General features: G+C 56.3%; 17 protein-coding genes and 1 tRNA gene. 7 read left to right on the top strand and 11 right to left on the bottom strand.

Going from position 1 to position 19,668, the window contains the following annotated elements; all coding sequences use genetic code 11:
• Positions 1 to 125 precede the first annotated feature (125 nt).
• Positions 126 to 1,775, top strand: coding sequence for a malate dehydrogenase (quinone) (mqo, locus tag ACTJI7_RS09550; protein ID WP_028013892.1), 1,650 nt, complete (start codon positions 126 to 128; stop codon positions 1,773 to 1,775).
• Positions 1,776 to 1,855: 80 nt separating this feature from the next.
• Here the strand turns inward: mqo and eco are convergent, their stop codons facing one another.
• Positions 1,856 to 2,359: a serine protease inhibitor ecotin gene (gene eco, locus ACTJI7_RS09545; protein WP_028013891.1), complete on the bottom strand. Its 504-nt coding sequence runs from the start codon at positions 2,357 to 2,359 to the stop codon at positions 1,856 to 1,858.
• 209 nt (positions 2,360 to 2,568) lie between these two features.
• Between eco and ACTJI7_RS09540 the strand changes: the two genes are divergently transcribed.
• The gene (locus ACTJI7_RS09540) at positions 2,569 to 2,829 is read left to right on the top strand and encodes a DUF2534 family protein (RefSeq protein ID WP_008500962.1); all 261 of its coding nucleotides are present in this window, start codon (positions 2,569 to 2,571) and stop codon (positions 2,827 to 2,829) included.
• A 123-nt stretch (positions 2,830 to 2,952) separates the two neighbouring features.
• The gene (locus ACTJI7_RS09535) at positions 2,953 to 4,140 is read left to right on the top strand and encodes an MFS transporter (RefSeq protein ID WP_063437073.1); all 1,188 of its coding nucleotides are present in this window, start codon (positions 2,953 to 2,955) and stop codon (positions 4,138 to 4,140) included.
• A gap of 37 nt (positions 4,141 to 4,177) precedes the next feature.
• Here ACTJI7_RS09535 and ACTJI7_RS09530 read toward each other — a convergent pair.
• The 3 genes from ACTJI7_RS09530 to ACTJI7_RS09520 all read right to left on the bottom strand — a co-directional run bounded on the left by ACTJI7_RS09530 (position 4,178) and on the right by ACTJI7_RS09520 (position 6,334).
• A tRNA-Pro gene (locus ACTJI7_RS09530) sits at positions 4,178 to 4,254 on the bottom strand.
• Between the two features lie 72 nt (positions 4,255 to 4,326).
• Positions 4,327 to 6,087 (bottom strand): LPS biosynthesis-modulating metalloenzyme YejM, encoded by a 1,761-nt coding sequence (gene yejM, locus ACTJI7_RS09525; protein WP_063155047.1) that lies wholly within the window; start codon positions 6,085 to 6,087, stop codon positions 4,327 to 4,329.
• Positions 6,088 to 6,106: 19 nt separating this feature from the next.
• The gene (locus ACTJI7_RS09520; RefSeq protein ID WP_014884596.1) at positions 6,107 to 6,334 is read right to left on the bottom strand and encodes a YejL family protein; all 228 of its coding nucleotides are present in this window, start codon (positions 6,332 to 6,334) and stop codon (positions 6,107 to 6,109) included.
• A gap of 134 nt (positions 6,335 to 6,468) precedes the next feature.
• Between ACTJI7_RS09520 and yejK the strand changes: the two genes are divergently transcribed.
• Positions 6,469 to 7,476 carry a nucleoid-associated protein YejK gene (gene yejK, locus ACTJI7_RS09515; RefSeq protein ID WP_008500957.1) on the top strand — a complete coding sequence of 336 codons (1,008 nt, stop codon included), beginning with the start codon at positions 6,469 to 6,471 and terminating at the stop codon, positions 7,474 to 7,476.
• A 50-nt stretch (positions 7,477 to 7,526) separates the two neighbouring features.
• Here yejK and rplY read toward each other — a convergent pair whose 3' ends face one another.
• Both rplY and ACTJI7_RS09505 read right to left on the bottom strand, forming a co-directional pair.
• Positions 7,527 to 7,811, bottom strand: coding sequence for a 50S ribosomal protein L25 (gene rplY / locus ACTJI7_RS09510; protein WP_028013887.1), 285 nt, complete (start codon positions 7,809 to 7,811; stop codon positions 7,527 to 7,529).
• A gap of 125 nt (positions 7,812 to 7,936) precedes the next feature.
• Positions 7,937 to 9,697 (bottom strand): DEAD/DEAH box helicase, encoded by a 1,761-nt coding sequence (locus ACTJI7_RS09505; RefSeq protein WP_047363059.1) that lies wholly within the window; start codon positions 9,695 to 9,697, stop codon positions 7,937 to 7,939.
• Between the two features lie 152 nt (positions 9,698 to 9,849).
• On the opposite strand from ACTJI7_RS09505, the gene rsuA reads away from it, so the two are divergent.
• The 3 genes from rsuA to ACTJI7_RS09490 all read left to right on the top strand — a co-directional run bounded on the left by rsuA (position 9,850) and on the right by ACTJI7_RS09490 (position 12,393).
• Positions 9,850 to 10,557, top strand: coding sequence for a 16S rRNA pseudouridine(516) synthase RsuA (gene rsuA, locus ACTJI7_RS09500; RefSeq protein WP_028013885.1), 708 nt, complete (start codon positions 9,850 to 9,852; stop codon positions 10,555 to 10,557).
• A 15-nt stretch (positions 10,558 to 10,572) separates the two neighbouring features.
• The gene (locus ACTJI7_RS09495; RefSeq protein ID WP_041908984.1) at positions 10,573 to 11,769 is read left to right on the top strand and encodes a Bcr/CflA family multidrug efflux MFS transporter; all 1,197 of its coding nucleotides are present in this window, start codon (positions 10,573 to 10,575) and stop codon (positions 11,767 to 11,769) included.
• Positions 11,770 to 12,048: 279 nt separating this feature from the next.
• The gene (locus ACTJI7_RS09490; protein WP_028013883.1) at positions 12,049 to 12,393 is read left to right on the top strand and encodes a YejG family protein; all 345 of its coding nucleotides are present in this window, start codon (positions 12,049 to 12,051) and stop codon (positions 12,391 to 12,393) included.
• Between the two features lie 3 nt (positions 12,394 to 12,396).
• Here the strand turns inward: ACTJI7_RS09490 and yejF are convergent, their stop codons facing one another.
• The 5 genes from yejF to ACTJI7_RS09465 form a co-directional block, all read right to left on the bottom strand.
• Positions 12,397 to 13,986, bottom strand: a complete 1,590-nt coding sequence (yejF, locus tag ACTJI7_RS09485; RefSeq protein ID WP_063155046.1) for a microcin C ABC transporter ATP-binding protein YejF — start codon at positions 13,984 to 13,986, stop codon at positions 12,397 to 12,399.
• A 1-nt stretch (position 13,987) separates the two neighbouring features.
• Entirely contained in the window at positions 13,988 to 15,013 is a 1,026-nt protein-coding gene (locus tag ACTJI7_RS09480) for an ABC transporter permease (protein ID WP_063155045.1), read from the bottom strand.
• Positions 15,013 to 16,107 (bottom strand): microcin C ABC transporter permease YejB, encoded by a 1,095-nt coding sequence (locus tag ACTJI7_RS09475; protein ID WP_063155044.1) that lies wholly within the window; start codon positions 16,105 to 16,107, stop codon positions 15,013 to 15,015. Before ACTJI7_RS09475 ends, ACTJI7_RS09480 begins: the two co-directional genes overlap by 1 nt.
• Positions 16,108 to 16,116: 9 nt before the next feature.
• The gene (locus ACTJI7_RS09470) at positions 16,117 to 17,922 is read right to left on the bottom strand and encodes an extracellular solute-binding protein (protein ID WP_028013879.1); all 1,806 of its coding nucleotides are present in this window, start codon (positions 17,920 to 17,922) and stop codon (positions 16,117 to 16,119) included.
• A 74-nt stretch (positions 17,923 to 17,996) separates the two neighbouring features.
• A complete protein-coding gene (locus ACTJI7_RS09465) occupies positions 17,997 to 19,553 on the bottom strand; it encodes a cyclic di-GMP phosphodiesterase (RefSeq protein WP_063437075.1) in 1,557 nt (518 codons plus the stop codon).
• Positions 19,554 to 19,668 lie beyond the last annotated feature (115 nt).

The raw sequence follows: 19,668 nt of genomic DNA, 5'->3' as shown, positions 1-19,668 counted from the left end.
TAAATTTCACAATTACAATAATTTCGTAACCTTTAAACAATATTTAAAAGTTGTTACCGTGCCCACGCAGCTTTTTTCACCTGCAATTTCCACGCATCAAGCACTTTTACACTAAGGCATAAATTATGAAAAAAATGACTGCCATGCTCTTTTCTCTGGCCGTCGGGCTCAACGCCGTCTCAATGGCAGCGAAAGCAGACGCACCAAAAGAGCAGGAAACGGACGTCCTTTTAATTGGTGGCGGTATCATGAGCGCCACGCTGGGAACCTATCTGCAAGAACTGCAGCCGGACTGGTCCATGACCATGGTCGAGCGCCTCGATGGCGTGGCGCAGGAGAGTTCGAACGGCTGGAATAACGCTGGTACGGGCCATTCGGCACTCATGGAACTGAACTATACGCCGCAGAAAAAGGACGGTTCCATTAGTATCGAGAAGGCGGTAGAGATCAACGAAGCGTTCCAGATCTCGCGTCAGTTCTGGTCCCACCAGGTCAACAGCGGCGTGATGCACGACCCGCACTCCTTCATCAATACCGTGCCGCACATGAGCTTTGTGTGGGGCGAGCAAAACGTGAATTTCCTGCGCGCACGCTACGCTGCGCTGCAGCAGAGCACCCTGTTCCGCGGGATGAAATACTCCGAAGACCACGCGCAGATTAAAGAGTGGGCGCCGCTGGTCATGGAAGGCCGTGACCCGAACCAGAAAGTGGCGGCGACCCGTACCGAAATTGGCACCGACGTGAACTACGGCGAAATTACCCGTCAGCTGGTGGCGTCCCTGAAGAAGAAAGATAACTTCAATTTGCAGCTCAGCACCGAAGTGCGCGGCTTTAAGCGCAATGCGGACAACAGCTGGAGCGTGACCGTTGCCGATCTGAAAAACAATGAAGCCGAGCACGTCATTAAGGCGAAATTTGTCTTCATCGGTGCGGGCGGCGCGGCGCTGAAGTTGCTGCAGGAGTCCGGTATTCCTGAAGCTGACGACTACGCGGGCTTCCCGGTCGGCGGCCAGTTCCTGGTGTCCGAGAACCCGGAAGTGGTGAACCGTCACCTGGCAAAAGTGTACGGTCAGGCTTCCGTCGGTGCGCCACCGATGTCCGTCCCGCATATCGATACCCGTATGCTTGACGGTAAACGCGTGGTGCTGTTCGGACCGTTCGCGACCTTCTCAACCAAGTTCCTGAAAAACGGCTCCCTCTGGGATCTGCTGAGCGCGACCACCACCTCTAACGTCAAACCGATGATGGACGTGGGCCTGGATAATTTCGACCTGGTGAAATACCTGATTAGCCAGGTGATGCTTTCTGATGAAGAACGCTTCGAGGCGCTGAAAGAGTACTATCCGCAGGCGAAGAAAGAAGACTGGCGTCTGTGGCAGGCGGGTCAGCGCGTGCAGATCATCAAGCGCGATCCGAAAGAGGGCGGCGTGCTGCGTCTGGGTACCGAAGTGGTGAGCGATAAGGATGGCACGATTGCCGCGCTGCTGGGTGCGTCACCGGGTGCATCTACCGCTGCGCCAATCATGCTGCACCTGATGGAAAAAGTGTTTAAAGACAAAGTTGCCAGCCCGGAGTGGCAGGCGAAGCTGAAAACCATTATTCCATCCTACGGCACGAAGCTGAACGGTAACGTGGATGCGACGGAACAAGAGCTGGAGTACACCAGCCGCGTGCTGCAGCTGCAGTACGTGAAGCCGCAGGCTGCGGATGCTGCGCCGAAGGCGGAGCTGAAGCCTCAGCCGGAAAACAAGCCGGTTGCGGATATCGCGCTGTAAGGTAAAAGCAAAACGGTAACATCTGTTACCGTTTTTAGTTTAGTAGGTCGGGTAAGGCGAAGCCGCCACCCGACTTGTTTTTAACGTACTACCGCTTGTCCGACCGTCTCTTCTGCCTTCCACACGCGATATTTTACTTCCACGTTTTCAGGCGTATATACCACGATCGGCAACTTGCTGTTGTAACGCAGCAGGCTGTTGTCGCCCAGATAGGCCGTCACAAATTTCTTCTCTTTTTTGCCGTCCGGGCAGGCCATCATGGTAGAGACCGGAGAGGTCACTTTATCAAAGACGTAATAGTCATAACCCCAGCCTTCCAGGGTTTTGCTTTCCAGCTGGCCGCCCAGACGATGCTGATTGCAGTCCACTTCCAGCGTCTTGCCAATTAACAGTTCGACTTTGTAATTCGCTTCGTCCTGCTGAACCGGCAGTTGAATCACCTGACGCTTCATGCCTTTTTCCGCTTGCGGATAGGGTGCAACTTTTTCCAGCGGCTGCGCTTTTTGGGCGTCGCTGGCGAAAGCGCTGGTGCTGACGCACGCGGCGGCGAGAAGCGCGATGGCAAATTTAGGTGCGTTTTTCATTGTCATTCCTTTATGTCAAAACGGTCCTGAACAGACTAACATAACGAGTATGAATGATTGGTGTGATTTACTTACATTTTCATTATATGCAGCGTAATAAACTTAATATTAACCGTTTTGGCAGGTTTTTGTACTGGTGTGGAGTGTGACGGGCGTTCGTGTTATTTTAGTCCATCGATAATGTTATTCATCTGTGAAAGGGAAGAGAGATGGTTCGTGCAAAACTGAAAACACCTGAAGGCCGCAAGTTCCTCCTGGCGCTACTCGTCGTGTTTATGATTGCTGCCGCGTGCGTCGGGCGGGCCACCATTGTTGGCGTCATTGAACAGTACAACATTCCTCTCTCCGCCTGGACTACCAGCATGTATGTGCTGCAGTCGGCGATGATCTTCGTTTACAGCCTTGTCTTCACCGTTCTGCTGGCCATTCCGCTGGGCATTTTCTTCCTGGGCGGACGTGAAAAACACTGAGCATTCACCTGCTATAAGAAGCCAGCCTGCGGGCTGGCTTTTTTATGTGTGATGATATTTATTCGCATTTCCAGGGTATTCTGTGTCGAACAAGGTCGTTCGACATAAATCAGGAGATGTTCAATGTTATCCCGGTTTGCAACGCTCAGCCGGATCCCGAAAGGCGTCTGGGTTGTGGGTGGGGTCAGTATGCTGATGGATATCTCCTCGGAGATCATTCACAGCCTGCTGCCGCTGTTTATGGTCACGACGCTGGGAGCCAGCGTGATTTTCATTGGCTTGATTGAAGGCCTGGCTGAAGCCACCGCGCTGTTTATCAAAGTTTTTTCCGGTGCCATCAGTGACTACCTGGGTAAACGTAAAGGACTGGCGGTGTTGGGCTACGGTCTTGGCGCGCTGAGTAAGCCGCTTTTCGCTATCGCCTCTTCGTCGGGCATGATTCTGGGGGCACGCTTAATCGACCGGGTAGGGAAGGGGATCCGGGGCGCGCCGCGCGATGCGCTGGTCGCTGACGTTACGCCGCCGGAACTTCGCGGCGCGGCCTTTGGGCTGCGTCAGTCGATGGATACCGTCGGCGCATTTCTCGGGCCGCTGCTGGCCGTAGGCTTAATGCTGCTGTGGAACGATGATTTCCGTACTATCTTCTGGATCGCGGTGATCCCCGGCGTCCTCGCCGTGGCGCTGCTTTTTTTCGGCCTGCATGAGCCGAAAGCGCCCGTCGAACATAAACGCACGAACCCCATCAAAAAAGAGAACCTCAGGCGTCTCGGGAAAGGCTGCTGGTGGGTCATTGGCCTGGGCGCCATCTTTACGCTCGCACGTTTCAGTGAAGCCTTTCTTGTCCTGCGCGCACAGCAGTCGGGGGTGCCGCTGGCGCTGATCCCGCTGGTGATGGTGGCCATGAATTTGCTCTATTTCCTGTCAGCCTATCCGTTTGGCAAGTTATCGGACGGGATGAGCCACACCCGACTACTGCAGTGGGGCCTGGTGATGCTGATTGGGGCAGATATTGTGCTGGCGCTAAGCACCCACTGGGCTGGAATGCTTCTGGGCGTTGCGCTTTGGGGAGTGCATATGGGGATGACGCAGGGGCTGCTGGCGGCAATGATCGCAAAAACGGCACCTGCGGATCTGCGCGGTACCGCCTACGGCATTTTTAGTCTGGTCAGCGGCGTGGGATTGTTAGTCGCCAGCCTGGGCGCCGGGGCCATCTGGGAAACGTTTGGCGCGGAATATACGTTTTATGCCGGAGCCGTGATTTGTCTGGTTACGCTGATGTACCTGCGCAAAACACCGGACGAGGCAAAATAAAAAACCAGCCGTAAGAGGCTGGTTTTCAATGTGTTTTTGGTCGGCACGAGAGGATTTGAACCTCCGACCCCCGACACCCCATGACGGTGCGCTACCAGGCTGCGCTACGTGCCGACGCATAGAAAGAATACTACTCGATTCCGTTTCGAATGCAAGGGAATCCGTCGCTAACTGGTTTATTATTAATCAGTTAGCGATGAAGCGCTTCTCATCCGTCAGAACCTGTAACAGCAGGCTAAGCTGTGGTTTCTGGTCCTTCAGCCGTTCACCCTGCAGATTATAGGTCTGATAGTTCCCATTGCTGTTCAGCACCAGCGTCAGCTTCGGCGTGGTCACCACCAGCGTGTTGCCGTCAGCTGCAGTCACCCAGTTATGGCGGCGCGTGGCGCTGAAGAGATCCTGCCCCTGCGAATACTCGTTTGCTGGCGTACTGACGTGCAGCAGGCGCTGCATCAGGGTCGTCATGACGTCTTTATGTTCTGTGAGCATATTGATGCGCTGCGCCGGCGTTCCCGGCCAGTGGATCACCAGCGGAACATGCAGGTTTGGACGTGACCAGCTCATGCTCTTCGTCTCGTCGCCTAACGGTACGCCATGCCCCGCGGTCACGATCACGACCGTGTTATCAAGCTTGCCTGATTCACGTAGCGCGTCAAGCACGCGGCCAATCTGTGCGTCAACATCGCTGGCCGCGCGGCCGTAGCGGCGCGCAAAGCCAGCCTGGTTGCTGTCGTTAAGCGTTGTGCCGTTAAAGGCCACCCACGAGAACCAGCGGTTATCTTCCTGCGCGTAGCGCTGCAGCCAGTTTATCCACTGGTTTGCGGTCTGGGCATCAGACTGGCTCTGCGCGGCAGGCAGTGAGAAATCAGAGAGCAGCGCCTGGCGGTACAGTGAACTGTTGAAGCCGTCCGATGCGAACAGCCCTAACTGATAGCCCTGCTGATTAAGCCCGGTGATCAGCGCCGCAGGAATGCGCGCAGACAGCACGCCGTCCATGTATCCGGCAGAAATGCCATAGAACAGGCCAAAGATACCCGCATCGGTTGAGTTACCTGAACTCATATGCTGGGTAAATGATACGTTCTGACTCGCGAAATCGGCCAGCGCAGGCATCTGCTTCTCGTAACGAGAATAGTTGAGGCCATCGACGGTAATCAGCAGGACGTTTTGCCCGCGACCCATATCGCGATAGCGCAGATCGCTCAGTGGATACTGCACGCTAACCGCTTCCGGATTACCCTGTTCGACCAGACGGCGCTGGTACTCCTGGGCATCAAGCAGGCCGTGTTTCTCAAGGAAACGACGGGCCGTCATCGGATAAGAGAGCGGCAGGTTAGCGCGCTGCATGGTAATAGGGCGATAGAAGTTCGCATCCGCCCAGATATACATGAGGTGCGAACTGATAAATGAGACGAAAAAGAGCGCGGCGACGGGCTTCGCGTAATGGCGGCGTCGGGTCAGGCTGCGGAGCTTTTGCCAGCTCCAGGTGGCAAACAGCATCTCGATCAACAGGATCACCGGAACGCTGATGAACATCAGCTGCCAGTCGCGGGCCGTTTCGTTCTGGTCGGGGTTGATCACCAGTTCCCAGACGATAGGGTTGAGATGCAGGTGGAACCGGGTGAACACTTCACTGTCGATAAGCAGCAGCGTCATCCCCACCGTCGCAAGGATTGCGGACAAGAACCGCATCAAACGCTGCGACATGACGATAAACGTCAGAGGAAACAGGATCAGCAGATAGGTGGCGAATACCAAAAAGCTAAAGTGACCAACAACGCTTATCCAGGAGTAGATACGCCCGGTTAGCGTTGTGGGCCAGTCTGCGACAAACAGATAACGACAGCCAATTACCGTCGCTAGCAGAATGTTGAACAGGGCAAACCAGTGTCCCCAACTGACCATCTGGGAGACTTTTTCACGGTAGCGCTGACGATTCGTCACCATAAACTGTTGTTCGTTTCCCTTAATGGGCCTGGTCGTTGCTGACGGATGACTGTAACGCCTGGGCGAAAGATTTGGCGATCGCCTGACGCTGAGCCGGAGCAACGCTGGTGTTGATAAGGTTGGTGACCATATTTCCCAAAACCATCAGGGAGAGATCGGTCGGCGTTTTATGTTTTTCCAGTACGTTGACCAGCTCACTGAGCAGTTGTTCAACGTGTTCATCACTGTAGCGGGAATGTTGTGGCATAAATCAAAATCAGTTTGTTGATGAAAGGGCAACATATTACCGTAGCAACAGCTTTTTTTCCCCTTTTTTATCTGTTGTTGCACACATGTCCTGGTGGTGGTTGAATACCGCCCGGTCTAAAAGGAGAGTTTATCATGAGTCTGGAAATCAACCAGATTGCCTTGCACCAGCTTATCAAGCGTGATGAGCAAACCCTTGAAGTGGTGCTACGCGATTCGTTACTGGAACCCACGGCAACCGTTGTGGAAATGATGGCAGAGCTGCATCGCGTCTACAGCGCTAAAAATAAAGCCTATGGTCTGTTCAGTGAAGAGAGTGAACTGGCCGATAGCCTGCGCCTGCAGCGTCAGGGCGAGGAGGATTTCCTGGCGTTTAGCCGCGCGGCAACCGGGCGTCTGCGCGACGAGCTGGCGAAATATCCGTTCGCCGACGGCGGTATTGTCCTGTTCTGCCACTATCGTTACCTGGCGGTCGAGTACCTGCTGGTTACCGTGCTGAATAACTTAAGCAGCATGCGCGTGAACGAGCAGCTGGACATCAGCTCAACGCACTATCTGGATATCAACCATGCGGATATTGTGGCGCGTATTGATTTGACCGAGTGGGAAACTAACCCGGAGTCGACCCGCTACCTCACCTTCCTGAAGGGGCGGGTGGGCCGCAAAGTGGCGGATTTCTTTATGGACTTCCTCGGTGCCAGCGAAGGCCTGAACGCCAAAGCGCAGAACAAAGGGCTGCTGCAGGCCGTTGATGACTTCACGGCGGAAGCGCAGCTCGATAAATCTGAACGCCAGACCGTGCGTCAGCAGGTTTACAGCTATTGCAACGAGCAGCTGCAGGCGGGGGAAGAGATTGAACTGGAGTCCCTGTCAAAAGAGCTGGCGGGCGTCAGCGAAGTGAGCTTCCAGGAATTCACCGCGGAGAAGGGCTATGAGCTTGAGGAGAGCTTCCCGGCGGATCGCAGCACGCTGCGTCAGTTAACCAAATTTGCCGGCAGCGGCGGTGGGTTAACCATCAACTTTGACGCCATGCTGTTGGGGGAACGCATCTTCTGGGATCCGGCCACCGATACCCTGACCATCAAAGGTACGCCGCCGAACCTGCGCGATCAGCTTCAGCGCCGCACGTCTGGCGGTAAATAGCAGCCATAAAAAAACCCCGCGGAAGCGGGGTTTTCTCGACAGGTTTGCGATTACGCGCGAACGAAGTCGATGTGAGTCAGTTTTGGCTTGAACGCGTGACGCTGAACAGCCTGAACCTTCACTTTTTCTTCTTTACCGCCAACAACGATGGTCAGAACTTCGCTGTAGAACTCAGCTTTGGTCTGCATGTTCCACACTTTGTCGTGATCCAGTTCGATAGCAACTGGAGCAGCTTCGCCACCGTAAACGATAGCCGGGAACTTGTTAGCGTTACGCAGGCGGCGGCTCGCACCCTTACCCTGCACGTTACGTACTTCTGCTTCGATAGTGAACATTGATTTCTCTCTGTATTTAAAACCCTACTACAGGCGACCCAGCAGCAGGTGAGTGTTCTGCCCCACGGATGTGAAGCGGGCGGCATTTTATACTCAAATGCCCCGCACATCAATGAAAAGTCCCGTTAACCGCGCAATTCATTTGCCCGACGGAAGCGACCTTCATAGTCAAAGACCTTCTCGCGAACCTGCCAGAACTGGCCTTTCTTACGGGCGACCACGAAGTCGGGGTGGCGCAGCAGCGCCTGCTGATGCACGATATCCGCCACGGTTATCCAGCGCAGCGGCACGCCAGGCGTGCGGGTATGTGGCCGGATAAACAGCTGCTCAAATGCCGTGCGCTGGGCAGGCGTCTGAACCCTGAACCGTTCGCTGACGTCAGCGCCATCCTCGTCGTAATAGGTGATTTTCAGCCATTCGCCTTTTTCATCCGCGCCGGGCTGAAGCGCCATGCCGGAGCAGCGCAGCACCAGCGCATCTTTCAGCTTCAGCGCCGCTTTCAGCATGTCGTCCGGGTCCACCAGCACCGTGTCGCACTCGCGGCAGCGGCGGGCGGCGATGTCATTTTCGGCGTTGCACTGCGGGCAGTTTTTGAAGCGGAAGCGGAAATCGCACTGCTCGCGATGCCCCTCATCATCCTCAAACCAGCCCTGACAGCGGCGGCCAAAGTGTTCAATCAGCGTGCCGTCGGCGGTGGTTTTTCCCCAGAAGGTGTTGGCAAAGCCGCAGGCCGGGCAAAACACCTGTACCGGCACGTTGTCGCTTTTGCCTTTTGGCGCGCCCACTTCCGGGGAGTACAGATCGTGCGGGTTGCCGGCGTAATCCAGTATCAGGCAGTCGGTTTTGCCCGGCGCCAGGCGCAGGCCACGGCCGACAATCTGCTGATACAGGCTGACGGATTCCGTCGGGCGCAGAATCGCAATCAGGTCGACGTGCGGGGCGTCAAACCCGGTGGTTAATACGGAGACATTCACCAGGTAGCGGAACTGCTGGGCTTTGAAAGCCTCAATCAGCCTGTCGCGCTCCGGGCCGGGCGTTTCGCCAGTGATCAGCGCTGCGTCGTCAGCGGGTAGCAGGCCGGTGATTTCGCGCGCGTGTTCGACGGTGGCAGCAAAAATCATCACCCCTTTACGCGTTTGCGCGAACTCTTCAATCTGGCTGATGATATGCGGCGTGATCCGCTTCTGTTTTTTCAGCTCGTGGTTAAGATCCGCCTCGCTGAACAGCCCGTTGCTCTGCGCCTGTAAGCGGCTGAAATCGTACTGCACGACCGGCATATCCAGCCGCTCGGGCGGCGTCAGGTAGCCGTGCTTAATCATGTAGCGCAGCGGAAGTTCATAGATACAGTCGCTGAACAGCGCTTTCTCGTCGCCGCGCACCATGCCGTGATAATGAAAGCGGTAGATCCAGCCTTTGCCCAGACGAAACGGGGTTGCCGTCAGGCCGAGCAGGCGTAAGTGAGGGTTCACCTCTTTAAGGTGAGTGAGGATTTGCTGATACTGGCTGTCGTCGTCATCGCTGATGCGGTGACATTCGTCGACAATCAGCAGCGAAAACTCGCTGCGGAACAGATCCAGGTTGCGGGCCACCGACTGTACGCTGCCGAAAACCACTTTGCCGTGGCTCTCTTTGCGCTTCAGCCCGGCGGCGAAAATGTCGGCTTCCAGCCCCAGCGCACAATATTTGGCATGGTTTTGCGCCACCAGCTCTTTGACGTGGGCCAATACCAGCACGCGACCACGCGCCAGGCGCGCCAGTTCGGCAATGACCAGGCTCTTGCCTGCACCGGTCGGGAGGACAATGGCCGCCGGTTCCCGGTGTTTACGGAACCAGGCGAGCGTCGCGTCAACGGCTTCCTGCTGATAGGGACGAAGTGTAAAAGTCATGGGGTCTCGGTTTCGTTAATCCGCATATAGTATGCCACGAAACTTTTTCCCTTGAGTGGCGCAACCAGACCATTATACTGAACCGTTCCTGACTGCTTCTTTTTTCGGACGCACGGTCCGACATCCAGCACCATTAAGGCTAAAAAGATTTCATGCGACTTGATAAGTTTATCGCTCAGCAACTCGGCGTAAGCCGCGCTATTGCCGGGCGCGAAATTCGCGCCAACCGCGTTACCGTGGATGGCGACATTGTGCGAGACAGCGCGTTCAAACTGCAGCCTGACCATCAGGTTGAGTACGACGGCAATCCGCTGACCCAGCAGCACGGTCCCCGCTATTTCATGCTCAATAAGCCGGAAGGCTATGTCTGCTCAACGGACGATCCGGATCACCCGACGGTGCTCTATTTCCTCGACGAGCCGGTGGCGCACAAGCTGCATGCCGCAGGCCGCCTCGACATCGACACCACCGGTCTGGTGCTGATGACCGACGACGGTCAGTGGTCGCATCGCATCACTTCCCCGCGCCACCACTGTGAGAAAACCTATCTGGTCACGCTGGAGTCACCGGTTGCGGATGACACGGCAGAGCAATTCGCGAAAGGCGTTCAGCTGCATAATGAAAAGGATCTGACCAAACCCGCCGTGCTTGAGGTCATCACCCCGACGGAGGTCCGTTTGACCATCAGCGAAGGACGCTACCATCAGGTGAAACGCATGTTTGCCGCCGTGGGTAACCACGTTGTGGGCCTGCACCGTGAACGCATCGGTGCGATTGCGCTCGATCCCGACCTGGCGCCCGGTGAATATCGTCCGCTGACGGAAGAAGAGATTGCCAGCGTCGGTCTGCCTTCGCACTAATTTCAGGAGAACCCTGTGACCACCAGGCCACACTCGTCGTTCAAAATTGTCTTCATTCTTGGCCTGCTGGCGATGCTGATGCCGCTGTCTATCGATATGTATCTGCCTGCGCTGCCGGTGATTTCCGCGCAGTTTGGCGTACCGGCAGGCAGCGCGCAGATGACGCTCAGCACCTATATTCTCGGTTTCGCGCTCGGACAGCTGCTGTATGGCCCAATGGCCGACAGCCTGGGGCGTAAGCCGGTTATTCTTGGCGGGACGCTGGTCTTTGCGGCCGCAGCGGTCGCCTGTGCGCTGGCGCAGAGTATCGATCAGCTGATTATCATGCGCTTCCTGCACGGGTTGGCCGCCGCTGCCGCGAGCGTGGTGATCAACGCCCTGATGCGTGATATCTACCCGAAAGAAGAGTTCTCCCGCATGATGTCGTTCGTCATGCTGGTGACGACGATTGCGCCACTGGTGGCACCGATGGCCGGTGGTGCGGTGCTGGTGTGGTTTAGCTGGCACGCGATTTTCTGGATCCTGGCGCTGGCCGCGCTGCTGGCCTCGGCGATGATTTTCTTCTTTATTGATGAAACGCTGCCCGTCGAGCGCCGCCAGAAATTTCATATTCGAACCACGATAGGCAACTTTGCCTCGCTGTTTCGCCACAAGCGAGTGCTGAGCTACATGCTGGCGAGCGGGTTCAGCTTCGCCGGAATGTTCTCCTTCCTGAGCGCCGGGCCGTTTGTCTATATCGAATTGAACCACGTTTCGCCGCAGCACTTTGGCTATTATTTTGCGCTCAATATCGTCTTCCTGTTTGTCCTGACCATCATTAACAGCCGCTTTGTCCGGCGGGTGGGCGCGCTGAACATGTTCCGCGCCGGGCTGTGGATCCAGTTTGTGATGGCGGTCTGGCTGGTGGTGAGCGCGTTTCTGGACGTGGGCTTCTGGGCGCTGGTGATCGGCGTGGCGGCCTTTGTCGGCTGCGTGTCGATGATCTCGTCCAATGCGATGGCGGTGATCCTCGACGAATTCCCGCACATGGCGGGAACCGCATCGTCACTGGCGGGAACCTTCCGCTTCGGGATTGGTGCCATCGTCGGGGCGTTACTCTCTATGGCGACCTTTACTACGGCCTGGCCTATGCTGTGGGCGATGGCTTTTTGCGCAACCAGCTCTGTGCTTTTCTGTCTTTACGCCAGTCGGCCGCGAAAAGCGGCGCACTAACGCGCAGATAAGGCCCGAAAGGGCCTTTTTTGTTGACGCATATCAACCAAACTCGCGTTCGTTTATTCCGTGTTTGTTTATTTTATGTAAAATCTATTTATGTAAAAAGTCACATCATTGTATTCAAAAAGGTTGAGTTAGATCGCAGAAACGGGTACATATAGCGCCGACGCGAGCCTCGATACCGATAAAAAAGCGCTGAATAGTGCAGGTTGGCGATGATGTGTTACTATAAATGTAAATAAATTGTGAAGTAAATTTTGCTTCCGGGGAACGAACGTGAATACATTACAACTCTCCATTGTCCATCGCTTGCCCCAGAGCTATCGCTGGTCGGCGGGTTTTGCAGGTTCGAAAGTTGAACCGATTCCGCAAAGCGTCGCGGGCTGTGAGAATTGCCTGGTGGCGCTCAAGCTGCTGAGCCCGAGCGACGAAAATGCGTGGCGGGTGATGGAGCGTCTCAGCCAGGCCCTGACGGATATCGAAGTGGACAGCTCCGTACTGGAGTGCGAAGGGGAGCCGTGCCTGTTTGTCAAAAGCCAGGACGAATTCGCCGCGACCTGCCGCCTGAAAAACTTTGGCGTTGCGATTGCTGAACCTTTCTCCGGCCAGTATCCGTTTTAAGCGCTAGTCTGCCGCGAGCAGCTGGCGCGTGTAGCTCTGCGTTGGCGCAGTAAATACGCGCTGGCAATCACCCTGTTCGACCACCTCACCCTGTCGTAGCACAATCACCTGATGGCATAGCGCCCGAACCACCTGTAGATCATGGCTGATAAAGATATAGGCCAGCCGGTGCTTTTCCTGTAGCCCTTTGAGCAGCGCCAGGATCTGCGCCTGTACGGTTCTGTCCAGAGACGAGGTCGGTTCATCAAGAATAATCAGCTCCGGTTTCAGGATCAGCGCGCGGGCGATGGCGATACGCTGGCGCTGTCCGCCGGAAAATTCCGCAGGGTAGCGGTGGCGAGTGTCGGGATCTAAGCCCACTTCCGCCATCACCCGCATAACCTCCTGTTCCCGCTGTTGCGCACTCAGGCCAGGCTGGTGAACGCGCAGGCCCTCTTCGATAATCTGCAACACGCTGAGGCGCGGGTTAAGCGAGGAGTTGGGATCCTGAAATACCACCTGCATGCGGGGCCGCACGGGCAGCATCTGGCGGCGGTTCCAGCGGTGCAGCGGCATATCGTCAAACAGGATCTCGCCCTGAGAGGCAATTAAGCGCAGCAGCGCCAGACCGGTAGTGCTTTTCCCCGAACCGGATTCGCCCACCAGCCCCAGGGATTCACCCGGTCGCAGCGAGAAGCGGATATTTTTCAGCACCGGGTTCTGGTCAACGATGCGCCGCAGAACGCCTTTGCGGATCGGGAATGAGACGGATAAATCATCGACGCGCAGCAGCGGTGTGCTGTCTGCCGTGAGAGGCACCGGGTCGCCGGAAGGTTCGCTGTCGAGCAGGCGCTGCGTATAGGGATGCTGCGGCGCGTTCAGCAGCGTGGACGCGGTATTCTGTTCAACGCAGCACCCGTTTTGCATGACCGCGACGCTGTCGGCCAGCTTTTTCACGATGCTCAGGTTGTGCGTGATAAACAGCAGGCTCATGTCCAGCTCGTCACGCAGCTCCCTCAAGAGCGTCAGAATTTGCGCCTGCACCGTGACGTCCAGCGCCGTCGTCGGCTCGTCGGCAATCAACAGTTCGGGGCGCGTGAGCAGGGCCATGGCAATCATTACCCGCTGGCGTTCGCCGCCGGAGAGCTGATGCGGAAAATCATTCAGCCGTTTGGCCGCGTTGCGTATGCCTGTACGTTCCAGACAATCCAGAATTTCGCCCCGCGCGGCCTCTTTGCGCATCCCCCGATGAAGTGACAGCACTTCATAGAGCTGTTTTTCCAGCGTATGCAGTGGGTTGAGCGACACCATCGGCTCCTGGAAGATCATGGCAATCTTATTGCCGCGAATACCGCGCAGGGTATGTTCATCAGCGTGCAGCAGCGAACTGCCGTGGAACAGAATATCCCCTTGCGGATAGCTCACGGGCGGGGAGGGCAGCAGACGCAGGATGGAGAGCGCCGAGACGCTCTTGCCCGAACCGGATTCACCCACCAGCGCCAGCGTTTCACCGCGCTGGATCTGCAGCGACAGGTCGGTGACCACGGTACGGGTCTCGCCCTGCTTCGAGAAGGCAATCGACAGGCGATCAATACTGAGAAGAGGCTGCGTCATCTTATACCGCCTTGTTGGGATCGAAGGCATCGCGCACGGCTTCGCCAATAAAAATCAGCAGCGAAAGCAGCACGGCCACGGAAAGAAAGGCGGTGATGCCCAGCCACGGCGCCTGCAGGTTGTTCTTGCCCTGCAGCAGCAGTTCGCCGAGCGACGGCGACCCCAGTGGCAGGCCGAAGCCCAGAAAGTCCAGCGAGGTGAGGGTGGTGATGGAGCTGCACAGAATAAAGGGCAGGAAGGTGAGGGTCGCCACCACCGCATTGGGAAGCATATGGCGGAAGATGATTGCGCGATCGCTCACGCCTAACGCCTGCGCGGCGCGAATATAGTCGAAATTACGGGTGCGCAGAAACTCTGCCCGCACCACGCCCACCAGCGCCATCCAGCCAAACAGAACGGTGATGCCCAGCAGCCACCAGAAGCCCGGCTGTACCACGCTGGAAAGCAGAATGATCAGAAACAGCGTTGGCATACCGGACCAGACTTCGATGATACGCTGCCCCCACAGGTCAATTTTTCCGCCGTAGTAGCCCTGAACGGCGCCGGCCACTACGCCCATTACGCTGGAGAAGACGGTCAGCATCAGTCCAAAGAGAATAGAAATCCGCGTACCGTAGAGGATGCGCGCCAGCACGTCGCCGCCGTTGGCGTCTGTTCCCAGCCAGTTTTGCGCAGAGGGCGGAGAAGGGAAGGGGGTTGTGGTCGCGAAGTTAATGCTGTTGGCGCCAAAGCGCACCGGAGCCCAGAGGGCCCAGCCGTGCTGTTCGATCTGCTGACGCAGCCACGGATCCTGGTACTCCGCCGGGGTGGCAAACGGGCCGCCGAAGTCGCTTTCACTGTAGTTAGCCAGTACCGGCACGTACCAGCGGTCGTTAAAGTGCACCAGCAACGGTTTGTCGTTGGCGATCAGCTCCGAACACATGCTCAGGACAAACAGGACAGCAAAAATCCACAGCGACCAGTAGCCGCGGCGGTTATGGCGAAAACGGGCCCAGCGGGCCTGGTTAACGGGGCTTAAACGCGACATCAGCGGCCCTCAAAATCAATTCGGGGATCGACCAGCGTATAGCTGATATCGCTGATGATATTCAGCAGCAGGCCAATCAGGGTGAAAATATAGAGCGTGCCAAACATTACCGGATAATCGCGCGATACGGTGGCTTCGTAGCCCAGCAGACCGAGACCGTTGAGCGAGAACATCACCTCAATCAGCAGTGAGCCGGTAAAAAACATGCTGATGAACGTGGCTGGAAATCCGGCAATCACCAGCAGCATGGCGTTGCGGAAAACATGTTTCCACATAATCTGCTTCTCGCTGACCCCTTTGGCGCGGGCGGTCACGACATACTGCTTGCGGATTTCATCGAGAAAGGCGTTTTTCGTTAACATGGTCAGGGCGGCAAACCCGCCGATCACCGTCGCCAGCACCGGCAGCGTGATATGCCAGAGATAGTCGGTGATTTTCTGGTACCACGGCAGCGTGCTGAAATCGGCGGAGACCAGCCCCCGCAGGGGGAAGATGTCGAAATAGCTGCCTCCGGCAAAGAAGACAATCAGCAGAACGGCAAACAGAAACGCCGGAATAGCATAGCCGATGATGATGAAGGTGCTGCTCCAGATATCGAAGCGGCTGCCGTTATGCACCGCTTTTCGGATCCCGAGCGGTATAGAGACCAGATAGATAATCAACGTCCCCCACAGCCCCAGCGTGACCGAAACCGGCAGGCTTTGCTTGATCAACGTTAATACGGATGCACTGCGGAACAGGCTATCGCCAAAATCAAAGCGGATATAATCCCAGAGCATCTTGAAATAGCGCTCGTGTATCGGCTTATCAAAGCCGTAGCGATGGGTGATCTCGGCGATCACTTCAGGATCCAGCCCGCGCCCGCCGCGGTAGTGACTTTCACTGATATTCCCCACGCCGGTTCGCGCATGGCTGGCGCCCATGCCTTCTCCGCCGCCGCCGGGCATGCCGGCGCTGTTGCCAAACTCAATGGCGGCAATGGCCTGGTCGACCGGCCCGCCCGGGGCAATTTGCACGATAAAAAAGTTAATGGTGATAATGGCCCACAGCGTGGGAATGACCAGCAGAAGTCGGCGTATTAAATAGGCACCCATGATAATTCCTTATCGCCGCTCGGCAGGCAGTCTGGCGGCTTTATTCACGTCATACCACCAGGTGTCAAAGCCCAGAGAATAGACAGGGCGCACGGCAGGCACGGAGAACTTGTCCCAGCGCGCAAGGCGGTCTTCGCCCATATACCACATGGGCAGCATGTAGTAGTTCCAGGTTAACACCCTGTCGAGGGCGCGACCAAGCGGCAAGAGCTTATCTTTATCGCCCTGCGCCGCCACAATTTTTGCAATCAGGGCATCAATCGCCGGGCTTTTTACGCCTGGCGCATTGTACGAGGAGTCGATGTAGCTGGAGGCCCAGGAGATTTGCAGATCCGAGCTGGGCCACGGCTGCGCGGGCCACAGGCGTTGCATCATGTCGTAATCGCGGCTGCGCATGCGGTTGGTGATCTGCGCGTTATCGACCTGGCGAATGTTCATGGTGATCCCCAGCCGCGCAAGGTTGTGCTTAAACGGCAGCACCCACTGATCGTTGCCGCCGGAGGAGAGCAGCAGTTCAAAGCTTAAAGGCTTGCCGGTTTTCGCATTGACGCGTTTCTGGTTCTTCAGCTGCCAGCCTGCCTCATCCAGCAGCTTGCTGGCCTTCAGCAGGTTGTCGCGGTCGTAGCCGTCACCCTTTGAAGCGGGCGGCTGAAACACCGTGGTAAACACCTCCGGCGGCACTTCCGCTTTCAGCGGCGCCAGCAGGAGCAGTTCGTCGGCTTTAGGGTAGTCGCGCGCGGCATATTCGGTGTTCTGGAAATAGCTGTTCGCGCGGCTGTACGCCCCGTAAAACAGGGCTTTGTTCATCCATTCAAAATCGAAGGCCAGGGAAATGGCTTCCCGAACGCGGCGGTCGGTAAATACCGGGCGCTGAATATTAAACGCCAGCCAGCGCGTGTCCTGGGCGGATTCGTTTTTGTGCTCGTCTTTAACGATGTAGCCTTTCGTGAAGTTTTTGCCGATATAGCGGGTCGCCCAGTTTTTGGCGCTGTTCTCCACGCGTAAATCGAAGGCGCCGGCCTTGAACGCTTCAAACGCCACGTTATCGTCGAGGTAGTAGTCATAGCGAAGGGTGTCGAAATTCCAGCGCCCGCGGTTTACCGGCAGGTTAGCCGCCCAGTAATCTTTCACGCGGGAATAGACCACGTACTGCCCCATGCGCCAGTCGGTAATGCGGTAAGGGCCACCGGCCAGCGGCGGCGTGGAGAGCGGGTCGCTTAACTTATGGTTTTTCCAGAACGATTCAGGCATAACCGGCAGCGAGAACAGGCTAAGCATATTCTCTTTGTTCGGTTCGCTCAGCTCAATGCGTACGGTGAGGGGCGCAATGGCGCGCACCGTTGCGCCTTTATACACAATGCGGAACTGAGGCACGCCTTCGGTCATAAATTTATGAAACGTAAAAGCGACGTCGCTGGCCTTGACCGGCGTGCCGTCGTGAAAGCGGGCCCGGGGGTTTAGGGTAATTTCGGCCCAGGCGAAGTTATCCGCATAGCGCACGTTATCGGCAATCAGCGGGTAATAGCTGCCGGGTTCATCATCCGACGTGACAAAAAGCGTGTCATAAAGCGATTCCGTTCGCGCCGCGGCCACGCCGCGCAGGGCGAAGCGGTTAAAGTTGTCGAACGTTCCCGTTGCCGAGAGCGTGACCTTTCCACCCTTAGGGGCGGCAGGATTGACGTAATCGAAGTGCGTAAAATTGACCGCGTATTTTGGCTCGCCAATCACGGCGAACGCGATGTTCTCTTTGATGGTTTGCGCCTGGCTGGACAGGCTCACGACTGCCAACCAAAGCAACATAAAGCGCATAAACATCTCGCGGTGGCTCCCTCTTTTACAGCCCGGCTCAGTTAAGCTGAATAATAAGTGACGCCACGGGCAATGTGAAATTATTCCCCGTCAGGGGACACTGTATTTTGCCACGTGCGGAACTGCTCCAGCGGCATCGGGCGGCTAATCCAGTAACCCTGCAGATAATTAACCCCATGCTCGCGCAGCCACGCCGCCTGTTCCGGTGTTTCCACCCCTTCCGCAACGGTCGACATATTCAGTCGTCTTGCCAGCGTCAGTACGGCATCCAGCACCGGGGAGGTCACGGTTTCTGTGCCAATGGCGTTGACAAAACCACGGTCGATTTTCAGATAGTCCATGGTGAAATGTTCAAGATAAATCAGCGCGCTGTGGCCGGTGCCGAAATCGTCGATGGCAATTTCAAACCCTTCGTTATGCAGCCATTCGAAGAGGCTGTTAGCTTCCCGATGGTTCAGCATGTCGCGCTCGGTAATTTCCAGTACGATCTGGAAGTAATCAGGCGGCAGCAGGGCTTTGAAGGTGCGCATATCGTCTTTGAAACTTTCCGCATGCAGATGCCCCGGCGCGATATTAATGCCCACTTTGGCACCCGGCGGCAGCACGGTCTGTAGCACTGGCGCATCGTGAATAATCAGGTCAAAAAGATGCAGCGTGAGCGGAACAATCAGCTTCTGCGCTTCGGCAAAATTGATAAAGGCGTCCGGCGGGATCTCACCCATGGTCGGGTGCTTCCAGCGCATCAGCACTTCAAGCCCGGTCATCCTGAGCGATTTGGCGTCGACAACGGGCTGATAAACCACATAAAACTGGCCGCGCTTGATGGCGCTCAGAATCTCTTTGCCCGGATTGAGACGCGTCGTGAGGATGTAGAAGTTAAGCGACCCTGCCGCAATCCCGCACACCAGCCCGAAGAACAGGGCGTAAAGTATCTCATCGGTCGTCCACTCCTCGGCGTACAGGTTGATGGTCAGAGGAACGTCTTTGAGCGTCGCGGTGCGCGCCGGCGTTTCATGTAAATCCTTCGCTTTGACGAGGGCGTTTGAGGCAGTGGATAACGCATTGTCGCCGATGACGATCGCGATGCCTGCAAACTCGTCCTGGCGCGCGGTGTAAAGCAGGTACGGCGTCAGGTTGAGATTCACCGAGGTGAATACGCCGCCGTCCTTCACAAGCGGATTACGATACCAGATGGCAATCGCGGGCTTATTGGGCAGCATGGGCGTGCCGGGGAGCAGTGCGATATCAACCTGCTTGTTGATGTGCAGCTCGGGTATCAGCTCCTCCATCGGGGCATTCATTGGCCCTGTGGCTGACGAGCAGAACGCCATTTTGTCTCTGACCAGCAGGAAGGCGCGTACGTTGAGGCTGAAGGCCGCGCGCGAGGTCAGCTCCGCGTTAACGTCCTGGCAATTATTGAGCGTCAGCGGCTGCAGCACGTCGATGGAGGCTTTCAGCTCGTCAAAATAGCTCTCCATGTAGATGCGCACATCCATGATCAACGTATCGAATCGGATTTCCCGCTTGTGGTAGCTCCAGAAAAATTGCAATGAACCCAGGAGCAGGGCGGCGATCAGGCCGGTAATGATACTGAGGAACAGTATCTTTCGATGACTGGAGAAGTAGCGGGTGAGCATAAACGTCGTGGTTCCTGAATTGCCGCTGATTGTATTCATTGTAACGGGCAAAAAAAAACACCGCCGAAGCAGTGCTTTTTTTTATTGTATCGCCAGCCAAGGGATAACCAACGAT

The organism is Enterobacter sp. 22499, from assembly GCF_052044815.1.
Classification (GTDB): domain Bacteria; phylum Pseudomonadota; class Gammaproteobacteria; order Enterobacterales; family Enterobacteriaceae; genus Enterobacter; species Enterobacter bugandensis.
The sequence above is the reverse complement of the archived record's forward strand: the minus strand, read 5'-3'. Positions and strand labels throughout refer to the sequence as shown.

Excerpts from the sequence above, each read along its gene's own strand:
- mqo (WP_028013892.1), top strand. The coding sequence starts at position 126 with ATGAAAAAAATGACTGCCATGCTCTTTTCTCTGGCCGTCGGGCTCAAC.
- eco (WP_028013891.1), bottom strand. The coding sequence starts at position 2,359 with ATGAAAAACGCACCTAAATTTGCCATCGCGCTTCTCGCCGCCGCGTGC.
- ACTJI7_RS09540 (WP_008500962.1), top strand. The coding sequence starts at position 2,569 with ATGGTTCGTGCAAAACTGAAAACACCTGAAGGCCGCAAGTTCCTCCTG.
- ACTJI7_RS09535 (WP_063437073.1), top strand. The coding sequence starts at position 2,953 with ATGTTATCCCGGTTTGCAACGCTCAGCCGGATCCCGAAAGGCGTCTGG.
- yejM (WP_063155047.1), bottom strand. The coding sequence starts at position 6,087 with ATGGTGACGAATCGTCAGCGCTACCGTGAAAAAGTCTCCCAGATGGTC.
- ACTJI7_RS09520 (WP_014884596.1), bottom strand. The coding sequence starts at position 6,334 with ATGCCACAACATTCCCGCTACAGTGATGAACACGTTGAACAACTGCTC.
- yejK (WP_008500957.1), top strand. The coding sequence starts at position 6,469 with ATGAGTCTGGAAATCAACCAGATTGCCTTGCACCAGCTTATCAAGCGT.
- rplY (WP_028013887.1), bottom strand. The coding sequence starts at position 7,811 with ATGTTCACTATCGAAGCAGAAGTACGTAACGTGCAGGGTAAGGGTGCG.
- ACTJI7_RS09505 (WP_047363059.1), bottom strand. The coding sequence starts at position 9,697 with ATGACTTTTACACTTCGTCCCTATCAGCAGGAAGCCGTTGACGCGACG.
- rsuA (WP_028013885.1), top strand. The coding sequence starts at position 9,850 with ATGCGACTTGATAAGTTTATCGCTCAGCAACTCGGCGTAAGCCGCGCT.
- yejF (WP_063155046.1), bottom strand. The coding sequence starts at position 13,986 with ATGACGCAGCCTCTTCTCAGTATTGATCGCCTGTCGATTGCCTTCTCG.
- ACTJI7_RS09480 (WP_063155045.1), bottom strand. The coding sequence starts at position 15,013 with ATGTCGCGTTTAAGCCCCGTTAACCAGGCCCGCTGGGCCCGTTTTCGC.
- ACTJI7_RS09475 (WP_063155044.1), bottom strand. The coding sequence starts at position 16,107 with ATGGGTGCCTATTTAATACGCCGACTTCTGCTGGTCATTCCCACGCTG.
- ACTJI7_RS09470 (WP_028013879.1), bottom strand. The coding sequence starts at position 17,922 with ATGTTTATGCGCTTTATGTTGCTTTGGTTGGCAGTCGTGAGCCTGTCC.
- ACTJI7_RS09465 (WP_063437075.1), bottom strand. The coding sequence starts at position 19,553 with ATGCTCACCCGCTACTTCTCCAGTCATCGAAAGATACTGTTCCTCAGT.